Annotated in this window: 20 protein-coding genes; 14 read left to right on the top strand and 6 right to left on the bottom strand. The window is 53.5% G+C overall.

The genetic code is table 11. The features are described 5' to 3' along the window. Positions 1–70: 70 nt before the first annotated feature. From HBO09_RS17130 to HBO09_RS17110, 5 genes are read right to left on the bottom strand one after another with little or no spacing between them, the layout of a single operon-like run. Complete coding sequence (locus HBO09_RS17130; RefSeq protein WP_170060932.1) at positions 71–2,821, bottom strand: type IV secretory system conjugative DNA transfer family protein; 2,751 nt, start codon at positions 2,819–2,821, stop codon at positions 71–73. After that, positions 2,818–4,257 carry a hypothetical protein gene (locus HBO09_RS17125; protein ID WP_169995933.1) on the bottom strand — a complete coding sequence of 480 codons (1,440 nt, stop codon included), beginning with the start codon at positions 4,255–4,257 and terminating at the stop codon, positions 2,818–2,820. Before HBO09_RS17125 ends, HBO09_RS17130 begins: the two co-directional genes overlap by 4 nt. Continuing rightward, the gene (locus HBO09_RS17120; protein ID WP_169995935.1) at positions 4,254–4,754 is read right to left on the bottom strand and encodes a lytic transglycosylase domain-containing protein; all 501 of its coding nucleotides are present in this window, start codon (positions 4,752–4,754) and stop codon (positions 4,254–4,256) included. Before HBO09_RS17120 ends, HBO09_RS17125 begins: the two co-directional genes overlap by 4 nt. After that, complete coding sequence (locus tag HBO09_RS17115; RefSeq protein ID WP_169995937.1) at positions 4,747–5,772, bottom strand: hypothetical protein; 1,026 nt, start codon at positions 5,770–5,772, stop codon at positions 4,747–4,749. Before HBO09_RS17115 ends, HBO09_RS17120 begins: the two co-directional genes overlap by 8 nt. Before the next feature lie 16 nt (positions 5,773–5,788). Then, complete coding sequence (locus HBO09_RS17110) at positions 5,789–6,412, bottom strand: hypothetical protein (RefSeq protein ID WP_169995940.1); 624 nt, start codon at positions 6,410–6,412, stop codon at positions 5,789–5,791. 188 nt (positions 6,413–6,600) lie between these two features. Between HBO09_RS17110 and HBO09_RS17105 the strand changes: the two genes are divergently transcribed. After that, a complete protein-coding gene (locus tag HBO09_RS17105; protein ID WP_169995942.1) occupies positions 6,601–7,749 on the top strand; it encodes a hypothetical protein in 1,149 nt (382 codons plus the stop codon). Positions 7,750–7,778: 29 nt separating this feature from the next. Here HBO09_RS17105 and HBO09_RS17100 read toward each other — a convergent pair whose 3' ends face one another. Continuing rightward, on the bottom strand, positions 7,779–8,000 hold the full coding sequence (locus HBO09_RS17100; RefSeq protein ID WP_169995945.1) for a hypothetical protein: 222 nt from the start codon (positions 7,998–8,000) through the stop codon (positions 7,779–7,781). A 210-nt stretch (positions 8,001–8,210) separates the two neighbouring features. Between HBO09_RS17100 and HBO09_RS17095 the strand changes: the two genes are divergently transcribed. From HBO09_RS17095 to HBO09_RS17035, 13 genes are all read left to right on the top strand, one after another. After that, positions 8,211–8,456, top strand: coding sequence for a hypothetical protein (locus tag HBO09_RS17095; RefSeq protein WP_169995947.1), 246 nt, complete (start codon positions 8,211–8,213; stop codon positions 8,454–8,456). 80 nt (positions 8,457–8,536) lie between these two features. Further along, a complete protein-coding gene (locus HBO09_RS17090; protein WP_169995950.1) occupies positions 8,537–8,785 on the top strand; it encodes a helix-turn-helix transcriptional regulator in 249 nt (82 codons plus the stop codon). Beyond that, entirely contained in the window at positions 8,775–10,064 is a 1,290-nt protein-coding gene (locus HBO09_RS17085) for a type II toxin-antitoxin system HipA family toxin (protein ID WP_170060931.1), read from the top strand. Before HBO09_RS17090 ends, HBO09_RS17085 begins: the two co-directional genes overlap by 11 nt. Before the next feature lie 1,149 nt (positions 10,065–11,213). Further along, entirely contained in the window at positions 11,214–11,531 is a 318-nt protein-coding gene (locus HBO09_RS17080; RefSeq protein WP_169995955.1) for a hypothetical protein, read from the top strand. A 263-nt stretch (positions 11,532–11,794) separates the two neighbouring features. Then, complete coding sequence (locus HBO09_RS17075) at positions 11,795–12,280, top strand: hypothetical protein (protein WP_169995957.1); 486 nt, start codon at positions 11,795–11,797, stop codon at positions 12,278–12,280. 6 nt (positions 12,281–12,286) lie between these two features. Then, complete coding sequence (locus tag HBO09_RS17070; RefSeq protein ID WP_169995959.1) at positions 12,287–12,934, top strand: DUF262 domain-containing protein; 648 nt, start codon at positions 12,287–12,289, stop codon at positions 12,932–12,934. Next, positions 12,934–13,158, top strand: coding sequence for a hypothetical protein (locus HBO09_RS17065; protein WP_169995961.1), 225 nt, complete (start codon positions 12,934–12,936; stop codon positions 13,156–13,158). The genes HBO09_RS17070 and HBO09_RS17065 overlap by 1 nt, the downstream gene beginning before the upstream one ends. A 21-nt stretch (positions 13,159–13,179) precedes the next feature. Then, complete coding sequence (locus HBO09_RS17060) at positions 13,180–13,677, top strand: hypothetical protein (RefSeq protein ID WP_169995963.1); 498 nt, start codon at positions 13,180–13,182, stop codon at positions 13,675–13,677. A gap of 12 nt (positions 13,678–13,689) precedes the next feature. Beyond that, positions 13,690–13,932, top strand: a complete 243-nt coding sequence (locus HBO09_RS17055) for a hypothetical protein (RefSeq protein WP_170060930.1) — start codon at positions 13,690–13,692, stop codon at positions 13,930–13,932. An 857-nt stretch (positions 13,933–14,789) separates the two neighbouring features. Further along, a complete protein-coding gene (locus HBO09_RS17050) occupies positions 14,790–15,203 on the top strand; it encodes a hypothetical protein (RefSeq protein WP_169995967.1) in 414 nt (137 codons plus the stop codon). 98 nt (positions 15,204–15,301) lie between these two features. Continuing rightward, the gene (locus tag HBO09_RS17045) at positions 15,302–15,643 is read left to right on the top strand and encodes a hypothetical protein (protein WP_170060929.1); all 342 of its coding nucleotides are present in this window, start codon (positions 15,302–15,304) and stop codon (positions 15,641–15,643) included. Between the two features lie 26 nt (positions 15,644–15,669). After that, positions 15,670–15,948, top strand: coding sequence for a hypothetical protein (locus HBO09_RS17040; protein WP_169995607.1), 279 nt, complete (start codon positions 15,670–15,672; stop codon positions 15,946–15,948). A 34-nt stretch (positions 15,949–15,982) separates the two neighbouring features. Next, the gene (locus tag HBO09_RS17035) at positions 15,983–16,279 is read left to right on the top strand and encodes a hypothetical protein (protein ID WP_169995971.1); all 297 of its coding nucleotides are present in this window, start codon (positions 15,983–15,985) and stop codon (positions 16,277–16,279) included. The last annotated feature ends 99 nt before the right edge of the window (positions 16,280–16,378 follow it).

The following is a 16,378-nucleotide window of genomic DNA, read 5'->3' as shown; positions in this document are numbered from 1 at the left end:
TGTCGCTGGAGGCGAGGAAGGGGGGAAGGCGGGCAGAACCTCGTCTGCTCGCCTTTGGAGTCGCTAGGTGTCAGCTGGGCTTTTCCAGCAGCGATCTGATGAGGGTGAGGTTTGGCGTTGTCATATTGTCCATTGGCGTAGTCGGGTAGCTCATTCTGGTAGCGAGCAGATCTAGACCATTATCGACATCTACCTGAGCTGTTTCGTTATCGTCCCCGTTGAAGAAGGCCTCGGTATCAACCAGGTCGTTTCGAGTGGCGCTGTAATCCACCACATTCGACATCCATGGCATTAGCGCTAGGTTACGCTCAACCACCATGGCCATCTCAGACTTGTCCTCGCGAGAGGCGAAGCCCGACGGTACTTCATCGGCGAAGTCGTCAGCGAATGCGTTATCACCGAAGTCCGAGATGTTGTAGTCGGCAGCCGGTTCTTGATGGTATGCCTCAAGCGGAACGGCCTCGGGCATTCCCTCCGGCACCCCTTCGAGGTAGGCGTCCAGCATATGATCCATTGACTCTTCATTCGTGGCACGCGGCGAATGCGAACCTGCACCCGAGCCCCCCGAACCAGAAGCGGTTGAATCATCATCGGCGTGAGACAGATCAAGTCCTGCATTGGTGCTGAGGAAGTCACCGATGCCCGACTGGCTGGCTGCAATCCGGATCATATTCTCTGGTGCATCACGGTCTTCAGCCAGTTTGATGAAGAGATTCAATACATCGTTCGGAGTATTCACCGTGGCGTCATGGATAACGCCCAATACGCCGCTCAATTTCTCGTGGTCGTCTTCAGAACCGGGTTCTGCATCGAGGTTACCCAGGACATCCAGGTGTTGAACCGACATCTCAGTAGCCATCATCTGAGCATTGACCGCTTTGAGTTGCGGATTGGCCGCGACCCGCGCCTGAATGTCCTTGATAGCCATCATGGAGCTGAAGTAGATGGTCATCTCACGAAGCAGGGCTCGCGATTCGTCATTGATCATCTCCGCGAGTTCAATCCACTCAGGAAGCGGGTTGATATCCAGCAGCTTGCCTATCTCGATTTGGGAAGGGATATGGACTTTCGCCATCCGAACGGGCCACCAGTGCTTGAGATAGCACATCTTGGGGTCATCGCTTTTTTCCTGAATTCCGTGGTTAAACACTTGGGCCTGATGAATGTCGCCCTGATACATGATGTAGGCTTGCCCCAACCCTTGTTTGCGGATGGCGGTCGGGTTCAGTCGGTAACGTTTCTCTACGGATACTTGCTGAGTGGCATAGTAGTTACCAAGAGAGCCTTCAAGGCTGTACTGACTACGAGCTAGAACGGTGGCTTCACCAGATAGCTCGCAGGCCAGTTTGGTGGTGTCGTCGTCATCCAGATACATGATCTGTTTGAACGCCGAGTTCGCAAGAATCTGCTTGGTGGTTTTCTCGATGTTGAGCAGCATACCAGGCGCATCCTGCGTCCCTGTGAGCACACCAAAGCCAAGGCCACGGGCTTGAGCGTTGATCATCTCCTGCCCCTCGACCAGCATGTACGCGTTCTCGTCATTCATGATGCCGTACGGAATGTCGGAGTTAGTCGGCAGGTTATGCACGACCTTTTCCGCACTGCCCTCGAACACGGTGCCGAGCCCAACGACCATGCCGTTACGGGTTGCCGTCAGAACGATCTTGCCGAGGTTTGCCAGCTCATCGCCGGACTTTTCCATACTCGGCAGGAGGGTCATGATAATCCGACCGTTTAGGACAGCGTCCTGATAGTCGATCTCGCCCTGGCCCGTCAGATAGATGTGACCGTAGGTGTCGGAGAGGGACGCCAGTGCACGGGTGAAGTACGCCTGAGCAAAACCAAACTGACGAGTTACCTCCTCGTTTTGCTTATCAATAGGTTTTTTCTCATCGTAGCCCGATAGCGAACTGAGGTAGCCGACCAAAGCATCACGCGAACTTTTTCCAATGAAGTTGTTATGGCAGAGCCCTACAAACTCTTTAAACCCCATGAAGCGACGAATAACAGATGGGTCGATCTGAAGCTTACCCATGTTCCGCAGGTCATTGAGGCCCGGCATGATCGCAGCCACGAGCGCAACGGCTCGCTCGGAGAAGATCTTGTTATCACCACCACTTGGCGGCATCAAAGAAACCAGAAGCTGCGTGTTTGAGTCGGGTGTGCCTCTTGCGAAGATACCGGCATCGTTCGAACTTCTTGATGCAGGGTCAATATCTTCTGGGTTTTGACTCTTAATGTAGTTGGTTACACGGAAGTCAAAGTCTCGGCCAAATATCCGGCAGAACGTTGCAACTTGAAACATTGCTTTAGGTGCTGCTTTTGCGTCCTGGAACGCTACGCCAGAACCGACGCTCAGATAATTGACTATGTAAGAAACGATGCTTTCAGTTTTTCCCGCACCTGTAGTGCCGAACAAAATGAAGTGCTGAGTTAAGGATTTAAAGTTTGCCCAAATCTCAAGCATTGTAACGCGGCAAAATCCGATATAAAAACTACCACGCGAGGTATACCAACCGCGATTTACGCCTGGCTTAGGATCGTGTTTATCGGGCTTACCTGCACCCAGAGGCAAGTGTATTGGTAGCACATCCGGCTTAATGTTTACGGCCAACTGCAAAATGAAATATACAATGGCAAATATGAAAAACCATGCGGGAAACACAAGCAGTATTGGTGCTACCACGCACGCATAAATAAACGGTATGTTCGGCTGTTGAAACGAGTCCCAGATTTTCGAATAAAAAGAACGATGGTCAACAATGATCCGTTCGAGATTAATCTCTTGGCTTTTTTGAATTATTGAGCTTTTGACACTCATGGCTCATCGTCCTCACGTGACTTCCGTGCTTGTCCGCCTTGACTGCGTTGCTGCTGCTGGGGCGCAACGAAGCCGTTCTGGCTGACAGGCCCGTTAGAGGCGTCAGAAGCCTCTCTGATGGTTTTGTTGGCGTCTTCTACCATTCGCCGCTGAGCGTCTTCGCTGTAGTCACCTGGCTCGATCCAGTGCTCTTTAGCCATGGTGTCCATGAATGCGTATACGGCGCTGGCCACCGCAGGCTTGAGAAGCTTCTTCTTCATCAGGTGTTCCACCTGATAGTGAGCCCAGAGGCCTGCAACCTCCCAGTAAGGGCACTGACCACCGTGCGAGCACAGCAGGATGAAAAGGGTTCGGTTAACAGGACGCAACCACAGAAAGTTGGAATGGAACAAACGACCATTCGAACGTGCCAGATCGAGGACGCCATAAATCACGTTGTAGCGGTGAGCATGCATTGCAGCGACTGCCTTGATGTCAGCGCGGCTCTCGTACTTGGCAATGAGGTCGTCGGCGCCAGTGATGTCGCAATGGTGCGGCGTCGTCGGATTCCACGCGCTGTCGTATTGAGCTTCAACGAAGGAAAAAGCCATTTGGTTGATCAGCTTCATAGCTTCACCTGCATCACCAGCCGCTTGCGCGCAGAAAGCCGCGTAGAGGCCTCGCTCCATTGGAGGCAGTGATTTAGAACCAGTCCAGAGCGGGCCCAACTGCTCGGAAAACGTTTTGTTGGCACGTGGCAAGTTGAGTGCGGTGTAGCGGTAGTGGGGGAGCTTCGAACGTTTGTACTTAAATTCTTGGAGCTTTTCATCTTTGCTGAAGGGCGGGATAGGAATCATCTTCTCTTCATCGACGCTAGCTTTTGGGTCTAACACGCCTGTCTTGCCTTTTGCGTGCGTCCACAGCAGCTGCTCATCCAGAGCAAAGTCGATTGGAATCGCGTATGTGCGCCACGGGCCGTCATAGAGGTGCATGTCGAGCAGGTTTTTGCCCTTGATGATGGCGCTGGCAGGGAAGTGCTCAGCCTGAATCTCAATCAAGTCGTATACGTTATTGATCTGGCGACGGTACTTGAAACGTTTTACGCCTTTGCGAGTAACCCACCCCAGGTAGACCATCATCACCGCGACCGGCCATCGCAGAACATAACCGTGCAATTTGAATAATTTATAGAGCGCCTCAATGCCATAGCTGGATGGCTTGATGGTTGGGATGCTCTGGAGGGATCTGATAAGGGACGCGTATTCGGCATCAGTCATTAAAAATGAGAGATGCGCATACACGTACTTGAAAACAAAAAACGACGTATAAAAGCTAAACCACATTATGAATGGGCGTAGGGCCCACCACAGCCCGAATGTAAGCCCAATAGTAATTACGGCAAACACGCCAAACTCAATCATGCCGCTGGCTGGATTATTCCCCTGATAATTATTCATTGCTGGTCACTCGAATAAAGCCTGCTGAACGCTTTCAATAATTTATCCGCATAAATTTTGTTGTACTTCGGAGTGGCCGAGTGATAATTCGCAAGAACACTCAAATAGTCTTCCTGCGTGCGTACACTTTTAAGCATTTCGGGGGTGATGGTGCGTTTCAAGTGGCGTGCCGCGACCATGGCATTAACACACCCATCGTTACGCAGACGTTGCTCATCAACTCCAATCGAAGCGAGTTCTTTGCGGTGCATAGAATTGATTTGAAATGGCCCTATGTCATAGGTGCCATTGTCGTTGGCCTTGCTGTCTTTCCCGACAGTTCCGCCTTCGACCAATAGGATTGCGAAAAGGACATCCGTGTGGATGCCGTATTGTGCAGACGCCCGCTCAATGCATTGTGTAGTCAGCGGGCGAATGCGGTCGGCAGCAAAAGAGCTGCTAACCCATAAAGCCGCTACGCTGGCTATGAGGCAAGCGCGTAGGGATTTATTAACCAACTCGCGGCCCTTTGTTGTGTTCCATGTCGGCTTTGGACTGCTCGCGGCCAGGATTCAGCGTACGGATAGCGCTTTCGCACGAAAGCTCGATACCCTGATACACCGACTCGAAGCGCTCAATGATTGCGCTGAGTGGATATCCGTTAGCAGTAGCTGCTTGGCGCGCTTCCTTGGGCATGCTCCGCAGGTTTGCAATCGTATCGGGCACCCCACTTTTCCACGATTGCGCCATCATCTCACCAGCACTGGTGAGGAGGCTGTTGGCCATGTAGGTGCGTTCGAAAGGCTTCAGCGCGAATCGATCGGTCAGCTCGTCGAGGGTGCCACGAACGACGCGCTCGTTGAAGTAGGTGCTGATTTCTTGAGAGATCTTCGTCGGATCTTCATGGAAGTAGTTGAAGCACTGGTACTCGGCCATGACGTTGCAGGTCGCCATCATTAGCGCGTTGGCGATTTCCAGCTCTGGAGTCGATGATGCATAGGCGACGGCGCCGAGCTTGGTCGCTGCTTTGGCGTAGTCAATCAGCGGTTGGATAAAGCTGTCGTCAGGCTTATCCAGGATGGACAAATTGCCTTCGTTCAGGCTATTGGTGATTAGCTTGATCACTTGGCCTGAAACGGTGGCTGACAGCCAGGCTGGTGCTTCACCTTCACGCAGGCCGTAGGCTTCCAGAACCTTGTTCGTGCCTGCATTGGTACGCATCAGTACCTTGCCCATCAATTCGTTCGCTTGCTCGGGAGTGGCCCCGTGCTTGCTGGTGGCTTGCAGGATTGGAGCGAGAACCTTAACACCATGGGCGGCGGCTTTAACGGCGGCATCAACGGTGTCGTCACGCTCAGAAATCGTTGCGATTCGTTGAAAGGCTTGGGCAATCACGTCATTGACGTTAGCCCGGAATTCGCCGTTGACGGTCTTACCAGTCTGCTTGCCAGTCATCACGCCTTCCATGTTGTCGTTGTAAGCGGTCAGTTGAGCATCCAGATCTTCATCAGACAGGCTTTCGTGTTTTCGATCCATAAGTGAGTTCAAATCCTTATCGCATTGAGCCGAAATTTACAGCACGGCTTAGTTGTGGTTTATCTGGTTGTTCAGCTGTTTCCATCCTTTCATCAAGCATGTTTTGCTGAAGCAGTTCTTTGGTGTACAAATTCGGCAGATTAATAACGAGCTGCACTCGTTCACTAGACTCCAACTCCTCAGTAACCCATTGGGTTTTGAGGTTTTCGAAGTAAGGCTCAATCGGGATTACTTGCTGGTTGTTTGGTAGATCTGCCCATTCCTCAGGTGTATACCCAAGGTGCTTCATGCCGATGCAGATGCAGTGCTCTAGAGCGGCATCGAGAAAGTTGAAACCGATACTTGCCGGAATTGAACCGCTCTGCATAACGCACAAGTTGCCGTAGGGAGCGCTTTCATCCTCAACCATTGTGAACGGCAGCATGTTGGCGCCAGGGGGAGAGATTCCTCCCAGCCGAGCAAGTGAGTCTGCGTGAATGGCCAGTGCCCAAGTCAGTGGGCCCGCCTCATCAACCGCCACGTCGGCGGTCACGATTCCGTCGCCCAGAGAAAAGGCCTTGGCGCCCATTTCACCTGCTCTCGCTTCGAGAACCATTGAAAACCGTCTAAAAGTGTCGGTGGGATATTTGGACTGACTCATGGCAGCGCTCTGCACCAAAAAAATGTATCGTAATACTGTACGTGATTAATTTAACCCTGTGTAGGCGTACCAGTACCGCTGGGTGTTTTCAGGATCAACTGAAATACAGGTCTGGAGAGAGGCGAATAGCAACGCGCATTACCAGCACGGCGGAAGCGCACGTGCAATCAATCAGCTTGGAGGATGCCATGCCCCATACAACCGAATCTCAGGTCAGTCGTGCTGCCTTGCTTGAGAAGGCATACAAAACCGGATTGGACGCAGCGACAGGGCCATCCCTGAATCACGTGATCGAAGAGTTTCAGAAGGCCTACCACCAGGATCGCGAACTGGTTCATGAGTTTATGCGCGGCGTGCAAGAGCAAAGCGCATCGCACCGTCAGTACCAGGGCATTTTGGCAGACCACGGGCGGGCCAAATACAACCATGATCCCAAAGCCAAAATGAGCTACTTCGTGACGCTCGACACGCCGAAGGGGCCCAAGACAGTTTGGGGCGTGGATCTGGAGCGAGCGATGATCTCCAGCGGCACTCAAATAGGCGAGCCTGTTCACCTTGCCTTCAAGGGAAGCAAAGACGTGACCGTCGATACCAACATCCTCGACAGACACGGCAATGTCATAGGCACCGAAGCCATCACTACGCCCCGTAACGTGTGGGCTGTTACCAAGATCGATGCAGCTCAGCTGAGCACAGGGCAATCGCTGAATTCCTCACAGCGCAGCCCGCTGTCGTCAGCACCGTCAAGACTGAAGATCGGTGGTGGCAGCGGGGGAGGCCTGCTTGGCGCAAGCGGATTGGGAGGGCTCAAGAACCTACTGTCTTTCGGCGGCAATCGCGTAAACGCCAAGGTAGCCGACTACAGCCAGCAACGCGCCGAACTGGATCTGACGGATGCACTCCGTTCGGCTGGTAATCAGATCGCCTCGCTGAAAGAGGCAGGCCTCGCACCGCTCGCCGACGGAAGCGTTGATGACGCCGCCAAAGCTGATTTGATCACCGCCTTTCGAGCCGATCCTCAGCATGAGGGGCAAATCGTCGAGCTTGCGAAGCACCTCGACAAGCTCAGCGACCTCGCGGAAGTTGTTATGGGAAAGGGTGTGGGCAAGGGGCTTGATGGACACGCTGTGTCGCGAAAAGGCATCGAGCCTATCAAGGTTTTCATGACGGAGAACGAGTCGATCCTGAAGGCCTTAAACGTGAACGATAGATCGCTGTACGAGCGTCTTGAAGGGGTTGTTCAACACCTGCTCAAGGCACTGACTGACTTGCTTGAGCGGGTTGGCGCGATGTTCAAATCTGGTGGCGCTCCCAGCGCGACAGCACTACAGCCATAAGGGGCTTTGAGCGAAACCCCTGTGACGCGTCAGCTTTGTGTTTTAGTGAACTCAACCCCCAGCGGGCCGTCGCCATAGGTGGTCCCGCTTACATCCAGTATCGAGCCATCGGCAAAGGTCAGTTTGAGCCCATACTCGGAGGCTTGAACGTGAGTGACTGGCTGGCCGACGATCTTCTCGGCTTCATTCCCTGTGAGCTGTGAGCCGTAAGAGATGCTGCATGTTGCAGATTTGTAGTCGGTTAGACTCATATAGGGAATCCTTGTTTGTTTGCGCGAAAGCGAAGGCCGAAGCCTAATTCCGTTCGGGACGTTCTTCGCCCCTAAGTTCCCGTCAGTCGAACAAGGTTTATCGTCGAGCGTAGGGGGGTGCGGACTTAATATCGTAAATGCTCACGCATCGATCAGCTGCAATATCGCGTGACCATGGGCCGGGTCGGACGAATGCCAGTAGCTGACGGCATGTTGCCAATCGTTCGCGCCGACGGCGCGGTACTGCTGGCCCCCGAAACCGGTTCGAACATGACCAATGAGCTGGCTGTTTCTGTGCACGTCACGCCAGGTCTTTTTGTTCGGCGTGGGCGTCACAGCGCATTGCTCGATCCGGCTCCGCTGCTCAGCGCCAATCGGCGCAGGCTCATTGAAGTCGAGTCGCCCCAGTATCTTGCTGCACCGTCCCATTCGACGCTCCTGAAAAGTAATTTTTAAGACGATTTGCCTCTGATAGATGCACTGTATACACGACATATGCTAATATTCAACCCTTAATGCATTGTATATGGTGCAAAATGGAAGCAATCGGCAAGACAATCAAAAAGCTTCGCAAAGAGAAGGGCCTGAGCCAGGCTGAGCTTGCAAGCAAGCTGGGCATGAGCCGCTCGACCATCTCCAGCATCGAGAACAACACGGTTGCCGAGATCGGCATCCGGAAGGTTGAGGCGATTCTAAATTTGCTTGGCCAGACCCTGACCAGCGCCCCGCTGCGCAAACGACCCACGCTAGATGATTTGAAGGAGAGGGAGTTCCATGGCCAATGATGCGTTGAATGTAGCGGTTGGTGGTAAGTCCGTTGGTGAGCTGGCGCGGGCGGACTCGGCAAAGGACGCAACGACCTTTAGGTATCACCCTAAGACCGGCGGCACAGAGGCTGTGTCGCTCACTATGCCTGTGCGCCGTGACGATTATCTGTGGGAATCCGGGCTCCACCCGATCTTCGACATGCACTTGCCAGAGGGCATATTGAAGAGTCGATTGCATCAGATGTTCTCGAAGGCGATCAAGGGCTTTGATGACCTTGACCTTTTGAAGATTGTCGGCCCCCACCAACTCGGACGGGTTGTCGTAGGCGGACAGGCATCTGAAGTCCTACCAGGCATGTCGATAGATGAACTGCTGATTCACGATGGTGCCCATGGTTTTTTTGAGGACTTGCTGGCGCAGTATGCCCAGTATTCTGGCGTGTCAGGCGTTCAACCCAAAGTTCTGGTTCGCGACGAGGCGGCAGGGGAGTTTGATCGCGTTTCACACCGAGGGGCAACTCATATCGTCAAGGCGTGGCGCGCCGAGGACTACCCCGAACTGGCAGCCAACGAATTCTTCTGCATGCGAGCTGCCGAGTTGGCTGGGCTGGCGGTGCCGAATGTTCAATTGAGCAGCGGGGGCAAGTTCCTGATCGTTGAACGCTTCGATGTCAGCGAGCAAGGCTACCTCGGCATGGAAGATCTTACGGTGCTCAATGGTTGGAGCAGCAATCGAAAGTACGACGGCACCTATGAAGGGTGCGTGCGTCAGATCAGGCAGATGGTCGATCCGTCATTGCTACAAGAGTCCTTGATGCAGTTTTTCTGCAATGTGGCTTTGTCGGCGGCGGTGAAGAACGGAGACGCCCACCTCAAGAATTTTAGCGTCCTATACGACCATGCTGGCGATGATGCAGTGGTCAGGCTGTCGCCCGCGTACGACATTGTGACAACGACAGCCTACCAACCCAGAGACTTGATGGCGCTGGAAATGGAGGGCAGCAAAGCCTTCCCAAAACACAAGAGGTTGCTCCAGTTTGGTCGCGTAGCTTGCGGGTTTACCGAGCGCGTCATCGAGAATGCGCTTCAGGAGATTGCCGACGGCGTGAGTGACGCTAGAAAGGAAATGGTCGAGTACATTGAGGACAACCCGCAATTCGAGCGGGTTGGAGCCAGGATGAATGAGGCGTGGAATTCTGGGATCTCACGCAGCTTGCAATCGGAGAAACGCGCTACGCTTATCGACCTTGGCGAGAGCAAAAAGCCTGCACCAGGTATGAAGGGCCCCGGCATGTAATCGTGTGTGATTGACCGCAATGTCGTCAGTCGCACACCTCGTTCATTTCGTATTCGTTACCCTTTTTCTGGGTTATCCACTGCCCAGGTTCTTTTAAGGTTGCGTAGCGAAAAGGCTTTTTTTTGGTTAAAGGGCTAAGAGCGATTAAGAACGGTTAGGTGCACGCTCGTTTGTCTCCAGGCTTTACAGATCGCGGCGTCAGCAAAATAAAGAGTCCCTCCAGACCTTGGACATATAGCGCTCTTAACCTTGTACTTACGGCGCATCGAACCTTGTACACCGTCGCTGAACCAATTCTTATCCACTGACTTATCAACAAAATCGCTCGAAAAAACCAATTTTTATAAGTAGGGCGCAGCAAACCTTGCACATTTTCAGTGACTTACCACCCCTGCCTCATGCGCTACATCGATAGGGCGCGCTAAACCTTGGACTTCCTCAGTAAATCTACTAGAAAGACTTTGATCGGCAGTCACTGAAATTGGATGCGGCGCACTGATCCTTGAACCCGCGCCAGATTGGGCGCATCAAACCTTGTACATCCGATGGGATATTCACAGCGTTATCCACAGGAGCGTTATAAAACAAGGCTTTAAGTCGCAAAGCTCGAAAGGTCTAAGGTTTGAAGCGCCGTATCTGGCGAGCTATTAAAGGTTTGGTGCGCCCAATTTTTCGCATGATGTGTGTTGTTGAAGGTTTGGTGCGCCGTACCTTTCCACCATCCTCGACTGCTCGCTGCGGCTTGGTTCAAGGTTTGGTGCGCCGGACTTTTAATCAGCGCGGCGGATCGATGAGGTCCAAGTCCAAGGTTTGGTGCTCCCGATCTGAGGATAGCAATACAGGTTGAAGGTTTAGTGCGCCCGACCGAAAACGTTCTGCCAGTAAAACGAGGTTTGGTGCGCTCAATCCTGAGATCTGAACGTTAAAAATCGGAACATTAACCCTTCAAGAAGAAAGTCCGGCGCACCAAACCTTGAACATCACCCCATCGCAGAGGACAGCTCTGCGGATAGGGCGCATCAAACCTTGGACACGAGGTGTCGGTTACCCGCCAAGACCACAGCCGTACTTGGCCGTAAATCAAGAAATCATTCGACGGGCTTTTGAAGTGGCCTTATAGTTCCGTTTATTGGTACTAGCGGAGTCTGTATGTCAGCGTTTGAAGTGAATGAAAACGGCGTTCCTCAGTACCCCAAAGGCCACGCAGGACGGTTGTTGGTAACGCTCGCAGCTATCGACAGGCTAGAGCGCCCAACGGCAACCAGCGTTGCGGCGTTGACCGGTCTCAGTAAGGGCAAGATCGATGACTACGTGCATGCGCTGAACGTGGAGTTCGGCACTGTGATCGCGAAGGACGGCCCTGTGTATCGAGTCGATTCGTGGGGGGAAATATTAATGCGAGAAGGCGTTAAAAAGACTTTGACAGTTCCATTTAACGGAACTAGTATTGATCCTATCGAAGGCTGAACCACAGATAGGAAAGCGCTAATGGGTACTGCCACCGGCAAAATCATCAACAAGCTCCGGCCCGCTCGCCGTGGAGGCGATCAACTGGGCCCTTGTGAGATGTGCAGCAAGTCTATGAGCGAAGCATTTGTCGCTCAGGAGCACCGCGAGTACAAGCGCGCTGATGGCAAGTTGTACACCAGCCCTGTGGGCGGCGGTGTTTATGGTCATGGGGCCTGCTTGCAGAGCCTCGGACCATTTGCAAACTGTTAAGGGAATTCGCAATGACCACTCAAACGGCAGTACCAGCGTTTTTGCCGTTCGATTTTGTCTACGCCGGTCGTCGCGCCTTGAAAGGTGACAAGCCAGGTGCGGAGATTTTTCGCGTCGTAGACGGTCGGCTTGCTGACAGTTTTGTGTTTGCCAGTAAATCGCTGAAAGGCAAAGTCATCGGCGGAGTGTATCGCGGTGCGCAGTTTACCGACAGCCAAGCGCGTGGTTTGGGTGTGGTGACTTTCGTAGAGCGCTGGAAGGATCAGTTCGCCTGTATCGACTGGCGGGCCCGTGATGAAGCGTTTGAAGCCGATCAGCGCCGTATCAAGCTGGAAGCGGACGCCAAGAAGGTCAACGAGGTTGAGGCTATGTTGCTGCCTTTGCGCAAGCTCTACGCCTCCTACTCCCGGCAGTACGACAACGCCGGTAAAGAGGCGCTGGAACAGGCGGTTTTGCGTGCGCTTCGCTCACCACCGCGAAAAAGTGAATTGGAGTAGGAACCCATGGACACTGAAAGCAAGCCTCTGCGGCGTCATCCTGCCAGGGTTATGGTAGGCCAATCTATGCAGACGACTCTCGCCATGATGATTATTCAGCGAGAGCACAGTAACGCAGCGCTGGATAAGCAAGGCTACAACGGGCGGCGCGTGATGGGATACAAGCTCCCGAGCTGGCAGCGGCAGGCTAAGTGGTCTGATGAGCAGTGCTCGCGCTTTCTGGAAAGCATCTGGATGGGCGTAGGGCTCGGCACATTCATGGTCAACAGCAACACCTTCAATGAAACCATTGACCAAATTTTGTTGGATGGACAGCAGCGACTCCGCGCTATCGAGCGCTATTTTGATGGTGAGGTTTCAGTTCTGGGGCAGGATGGTAACGCATACCCTTGGACTGAACTCAACGATGGCGAGCAGGCCCATTTCCTGCGAATCAGCTTCCCTTGGATCGAGTCGCAATACAAGGTCGAGCAGGACTGTGTAGACGCATACAACCGCCATAATTTCGGCGGCACACAGCACGAAGAATCTGAGCGAGCCCAGTTGCTCGGCCAAGGGTTGGAAAACGAGATGAGCAATCAGCCTCATGAGCCCAACGGGGCACGGGAAACTCACGCAGGCAGCGTAAACCTGATGAGTCAAGGAAAACTGTGATGGCGAGTAAGGGACTGGTTCGACTAGCCAAGGCCGCAGCTAAGGCCCAAGCGAAAGCGAGCGCTGCACAACGTGCTTGGGTCGATGCCTTCGAGGCCGAATATGGACACACTGATATTTCGGATGCCCTTGTACAGCTCATCGACTATTCGCAGGGCGAGGGTGATGACGACAGCATTACTGCTGAGTTTATTGAAGAACACTCTGCTCCAGGTATGTCCTGACAAGATCGAGGAAATTCAGTCATGGCTACGAAATCGAAAGAGCCACGCTACCAGTTGAACCTAACCTACGATCAGTTGCGTATCCTCAAAAGCCAGATGGAGGCCGCCGCCGAGCCCGCCCATCGTTGCGCCGTCGAGGACTCTTTGTTGGACGTGATTTTCCATGTCCACCAGCGGGCTTTGGCATCGAGGAAGGCCAAGGTTGAGTGCGGCCATGACTACAGTGAGCCAAGGCGGGAACCGGTTGCTGCGACCGGTCACGAGTCCCCCAGCAGGCAAATGGAAACCGTAGTTATCGAAACGAAGGACTCCAGAGGCAAAGAACTTTGGATCAGCCGAGACGAATACGGCCTTCCTGTTCTGTTTTGCCTGGACTGCAATTTCCATTCAATGGGGGGCCGTGACTTTGACGAGTTACCTCGGTGCTACCGTACCGAGCGCGGCGCACGTCAAGCCGCTGCGCGATTGACCGGCGATAAGCTGATCTGGAAAGCCCCTAAATCTGTTGCGCAAAGTTGAGGGAAAACGAGCATGACTGCGAAGATCAGCGGGTCAATGGAAGACGTACTTAAAGTTGTGGCCAGCGGCAGTGGCAGCAATGATCGCGGCGTGCATGGGCCTCTGGTTGTTGCTGCCCGTGTAAGTACCTGTAACGCCCTTGTGAAGCGTGGCCTGATGTTTCAGACACTGTTTGGCGAATATCTGCTTACTGAGGCCGGTGAAGCCTTAGCGATCACTCTGAACGGCGTACGTGCCGACCAGCAATCTGTTTGAGGAAAACAGCGATGAGCTGCACTGGCAATTCCCGATGCCACTTCTGTGGTGCTCAGTACCGCTTAGTGACCATTTCCAAACGTGACATGGAAGGTTTATGCAAAGGGTGGCGAAAGAGGCATGAACGCGCATGCGCCTCCAAGACGCCAGCGCAACGTAGGATATGGGCAAAGAAGTACGATGGGAAGATGCAATGGGAGAGCAGTATAACTGTTGATCTTGAGCACCCTGGGTTTAAGAACATTAAGTAGGCATTCGCACCAGGTGCACCCAAGCCCCGCCGTTAAAACGTGGGGCTAGGTGCGTAGAAGGCCGCGTCTTTTCGCGCTCAATCAATGGGAAGGATTTCAACAATGAAAAGAAGGTTGGAAGAAGGGATGCTGAACGTCGCTCGCGCAGCTGAGTTGAAAAGGCGAGGACTGCGATTCGTGCCAGCGCAGGTGCTGAAGCGCTCCCTGCGTAAGTTAAAACACTCGATCAGGTTGGATAATCCGCCCGAACGAAATCAGGATTCACATCCGACTGCCCAGGCCGAGCAGCCGAAGTAAGCACGAAAGGATGAACAGCTTGGCGAAAGAGTATTTGTGTTGGGCTTCAGGTGGGATAGTGCTGGCAGTAGTTCTGCTCGGTCTAGCCATCGCAGGGTGGTTTTTTGGGATGCCGGCAAGGGAGTTATTTGCACTCATCGCCTGCGTCGTCATGTTCCCTTTGGTACACAACATCCACAGCAACTTGAAGCATTGGAAGCGGCTTCGCCACGTATAGAAAATGACGCCGGAAGACTCAAGCCCAGCCATGCTGGGCCGAGGCAATAGAAGGACGCCAATTTCGCGTCCGCGCAAACGAGGGATAACCAGATGAACTCACAGCAAAATGCTTACGTCCTGCCACTTGAGTTGCATCAGGTGCTTGCAGTTGAGCGCATTTCCGTAAGCCCTACTGGAAAGCAACCAGGGCAAGGCGCGGATTTCTATGCGTTCGTGTTCGATCTGGGTCAAGAAGACGCTGTGAACGCTTTTGGCGGTACTCCTACTGAGGCAGTAGCTAATGTCCTCTCGTTGTTGGGTAAGCCTTATGTGCTCGTCGATGCAGATGAGTTGAATTCGGACGCCGCTGTAGCCGCGATTCAGTTCGCACTGGACGACGACGAAGGCATGCAGTTTTTGCGACTCTGGAACCAAGGTGATTTCGACGTACTTCGTAGCGAATGGCCCGAGGCCCCTGAGGATATTTACATCGGCGCTGACCCACTACACAAACCGTCGAAGTAAGCGGGAAAACGCCCAGGTACGCCCAAGCCCAGCAAATACGCTGGGCCGAGGCCGTAGAGGACACCGCTTCGGTGCCCTAAGTACTCAAGGAGTGATCCGTGAGCAATTTCAACGAAAAGCAGCAAAAGATTAACGATGCTTTCGGCATCGGTGGCGTCGCACGCGCAGCGGGTGTTTCGTCCGAACCCCTGCGCTGCTATCAAGTAGGCGATTGCGATTGGTTCGCTGCCACGTCTGCGGAGCAGGCGTTGGAGCTGATGCGTGAAGTTGTCGGTGATGACATGTGGGACCCGGAAGACTATGAGCCCGAGCTGAGCAGCGAAGAGCTGCTTGATAAGCGCTGGGTTGAAGAAGACGAACCCGGCAAGGATTCTGGCTCGCTGCGCGAGTGGCTGGCCGCTGCGACAGAGCCAGGTTGGATCGGTGGAACGGAGCCATAAGAAAGGACTTTGCCATGTGCTTTGACATGCTGGTACCAGACTTTGCAAAGCTGCCACCGCTGACCGATGCCCAAGTGTCGGCCGGTGCGCGGCCGGGTGAGAGTTGGGAGCAGGCCCGGTCGCGACTGGAGGCCAATAACTACGCACTGCCGCCGCGCTATACCAACATGCACCCCGGCGCGGATTACGGCAACGGAGGGGTAATCGATGAGTGCGAAGGTCTAGACGGCCAGCCCATTCAATGGGATGCAAGCGAATTGGGTACGCTGTTTACGATCCACTTGAAGTACGATCCTGACATGTGATGCTGATTAATGCCCCAGTTCAAGGAATATCAAGATGAATAGCAGTGATGTGTTTAACGTCATCCTTTGGGGGAGCGGAGCTGCGATTTTCGTTATTGCCAAAGTCCGTGGTCGCGATGGCAAGCCCTGCCTCGAAACGGTGTACATCGGGTTGACCGCACTGGGCGCCTACGGAGCCATTGACTGTGCTGTGAGAGGTGAAGCTTTCATGGGTGCTGTGGTGGGCCTTGTAGCACTCGCTGCTGCTATCACCGCATTTAAGTTGCGCTACACACGTAAAGCGCGTGATGCAGCCGAAAAAGTGGCTGTCAGCAACCCAACGCAAAGTTGAGGGACATCGCAGTTTGAGAGTATCGCCTGGTTCGTAAACTATTTTGCCGACGATATTTTGAATGAAGTACTGCGCTTGGGGGAGTCTGGCCCACCTTGA

The organism is Pseudomonas sp. WS 5027 (assembly GCF_012985695.1).
Taxonomy (GTDB): domain Bacteria; phylum Pseudomonadota; class Gammaproteobacteria; order Pseudomonadales; family Pseudomonadaceae; genus Aquipseudomonas; species Aquipseudomonas hygromyciniae.
Note: the sequence above shows the minus strand (reverse complement) of the source record. Positions and strands in the feature narration are given on the sequence as shown.

What these genes read in the sequence shown, in the direction of transcription:
- HBO09_RS17130 (WP_170060932.1), bottom strand. Translation starts at nt 2,821, where the DNA reads ATGAGTGTCAAAAGCTCAATAATTCAAAAAAGCCAAGAGATTAATCTC.
- HBO09_RS17125 (WP_169995933.1), bottom strand. Translation starts at nt 4,257, where the DNA reads ATGAATAATTATCAGGGGAATAATCCAGCCAGCGGCATGATTGAGTTT.
- HBO09_RS17115 (WP_169995937.1), bottom strand. Translation starts at nt 5,772, where the DNA reads ATGGATCGAAAACACGAAAGCCTGTCTGATGAAGATCTGGATGCTCAA.
- HBO09_RS17110 (WP_169995940.1), bottom strand. Translation starts at nt 6,412, where the DNA reads ATGAGTCAGTCCAAATATCCCACCGACACTTTTAGACGGTTTTCAATG.
- HBO09_RS17105 (WP_169995942.1), top strand. Translation starts at nt 6,601, where the DNA reads ATGCCCCATACAACCGAATCTCAGGTCAGTCGTGCTGCCTTGCTTGAG.
- HBO09_RS17100 (WP_169995945.1), bottom strand. Translation starts at nt 8,000, where the DNA reads ATGAGTCTAACCGACTACAAATCTGCAACATGCAGCATCTCTTACGGC.
- HBO09_RS17095 (WP_169995947.1), top strand. Translation starts at nt 8,211, where the DNA reads ATGTTGCCAATCGTTCGCGCCGACGGCGCGGTACTGCTGGCCCCCGAA.
- HBO09_RS17090 (WP_169995950.1), top strand. Translation starts at nt 8,537, where the DNA reads ATGGAAGCAATCGGCAAGACAATCAAAAAGCTTCGCAAAGAGAAGGGC.
- HBO09_RS17085 (WP_170060931.1), top strand. Translation starts at nt 8,775, where the DNA reads ATGGCCAATGATGCGTTGAATGTAGCGGTTGGTGGTAAGTCCGTTGGT.
- HBO09_RS17080 (WP_169995955.1), top strand. Translation starts at nt 11,214, where the DNA reads ATGTCAGCGTTTGAAGTGAATGAAAACGGCGTTCCTCAGTACCCCAAA.
- HBO09_RS17075 (WP_169995957.1), top strand. Translation starts at nt 11,795, where the DNA reads ATGACCACTCAAACGGCAGTACCAGCGTTTTTGCCGTTCGATTTTGTC.
- HBO09_RS17070 (WP_169995959.1), top strand. Translation starts at nt 12,287, where the DNA reads ATGGACACTGAAAGCAAGCCTCTGCGGCGTCATCCTGCCAGGGTTATG.
- HBO09_RS17065 (WP_169995961.1), top strand. Translation starts at nt 12,934, where the DNA reads ATGGCGAGTAAGGGACTGGTTCGACTAGCCAAGGCCGCAGCTAAGGCC.
- HBO09_RS17060 (WP_169995963.1), top strand. Translation starts at nt 13,180, where the DNA reads ATGGCTACGAAATCGAAAGAGCCACGCTACCAGTTGAACCTAACCTAC.
- HBO09_RS17055 (WP_170060930.1), top strand. Translation starts at nt 13,690, where the DNA reads ATGACTGCGAAGATCAGCGGGTCAATGGAAGACGTACTTAAAGTTGTG.
- HBO09_RS17050 (WP_169995967.1), top strand. Translation starts at nt 14,790, where the DNA reads ATGAACTCACAGCAAAATGCTTACGTCCTGCCACTTGAGTTGCATCAG.
- HBO09_RS17040 (WP_169995607.1), top strand. Translation starts at nt 15,670, where the DNA reads ATGCTGGTACCAGACTTTGCAAAGCTGCCACCGCTGACCGATGCCCAA.
- HBO09_RS17035 (WP_169995971.1), top strand. Translation starts at nt 15,983, where the DNA reads ATGAATAGCAGTGATGTGTTTAACGTCATCCTTTGGGGGAGCGGAGCT.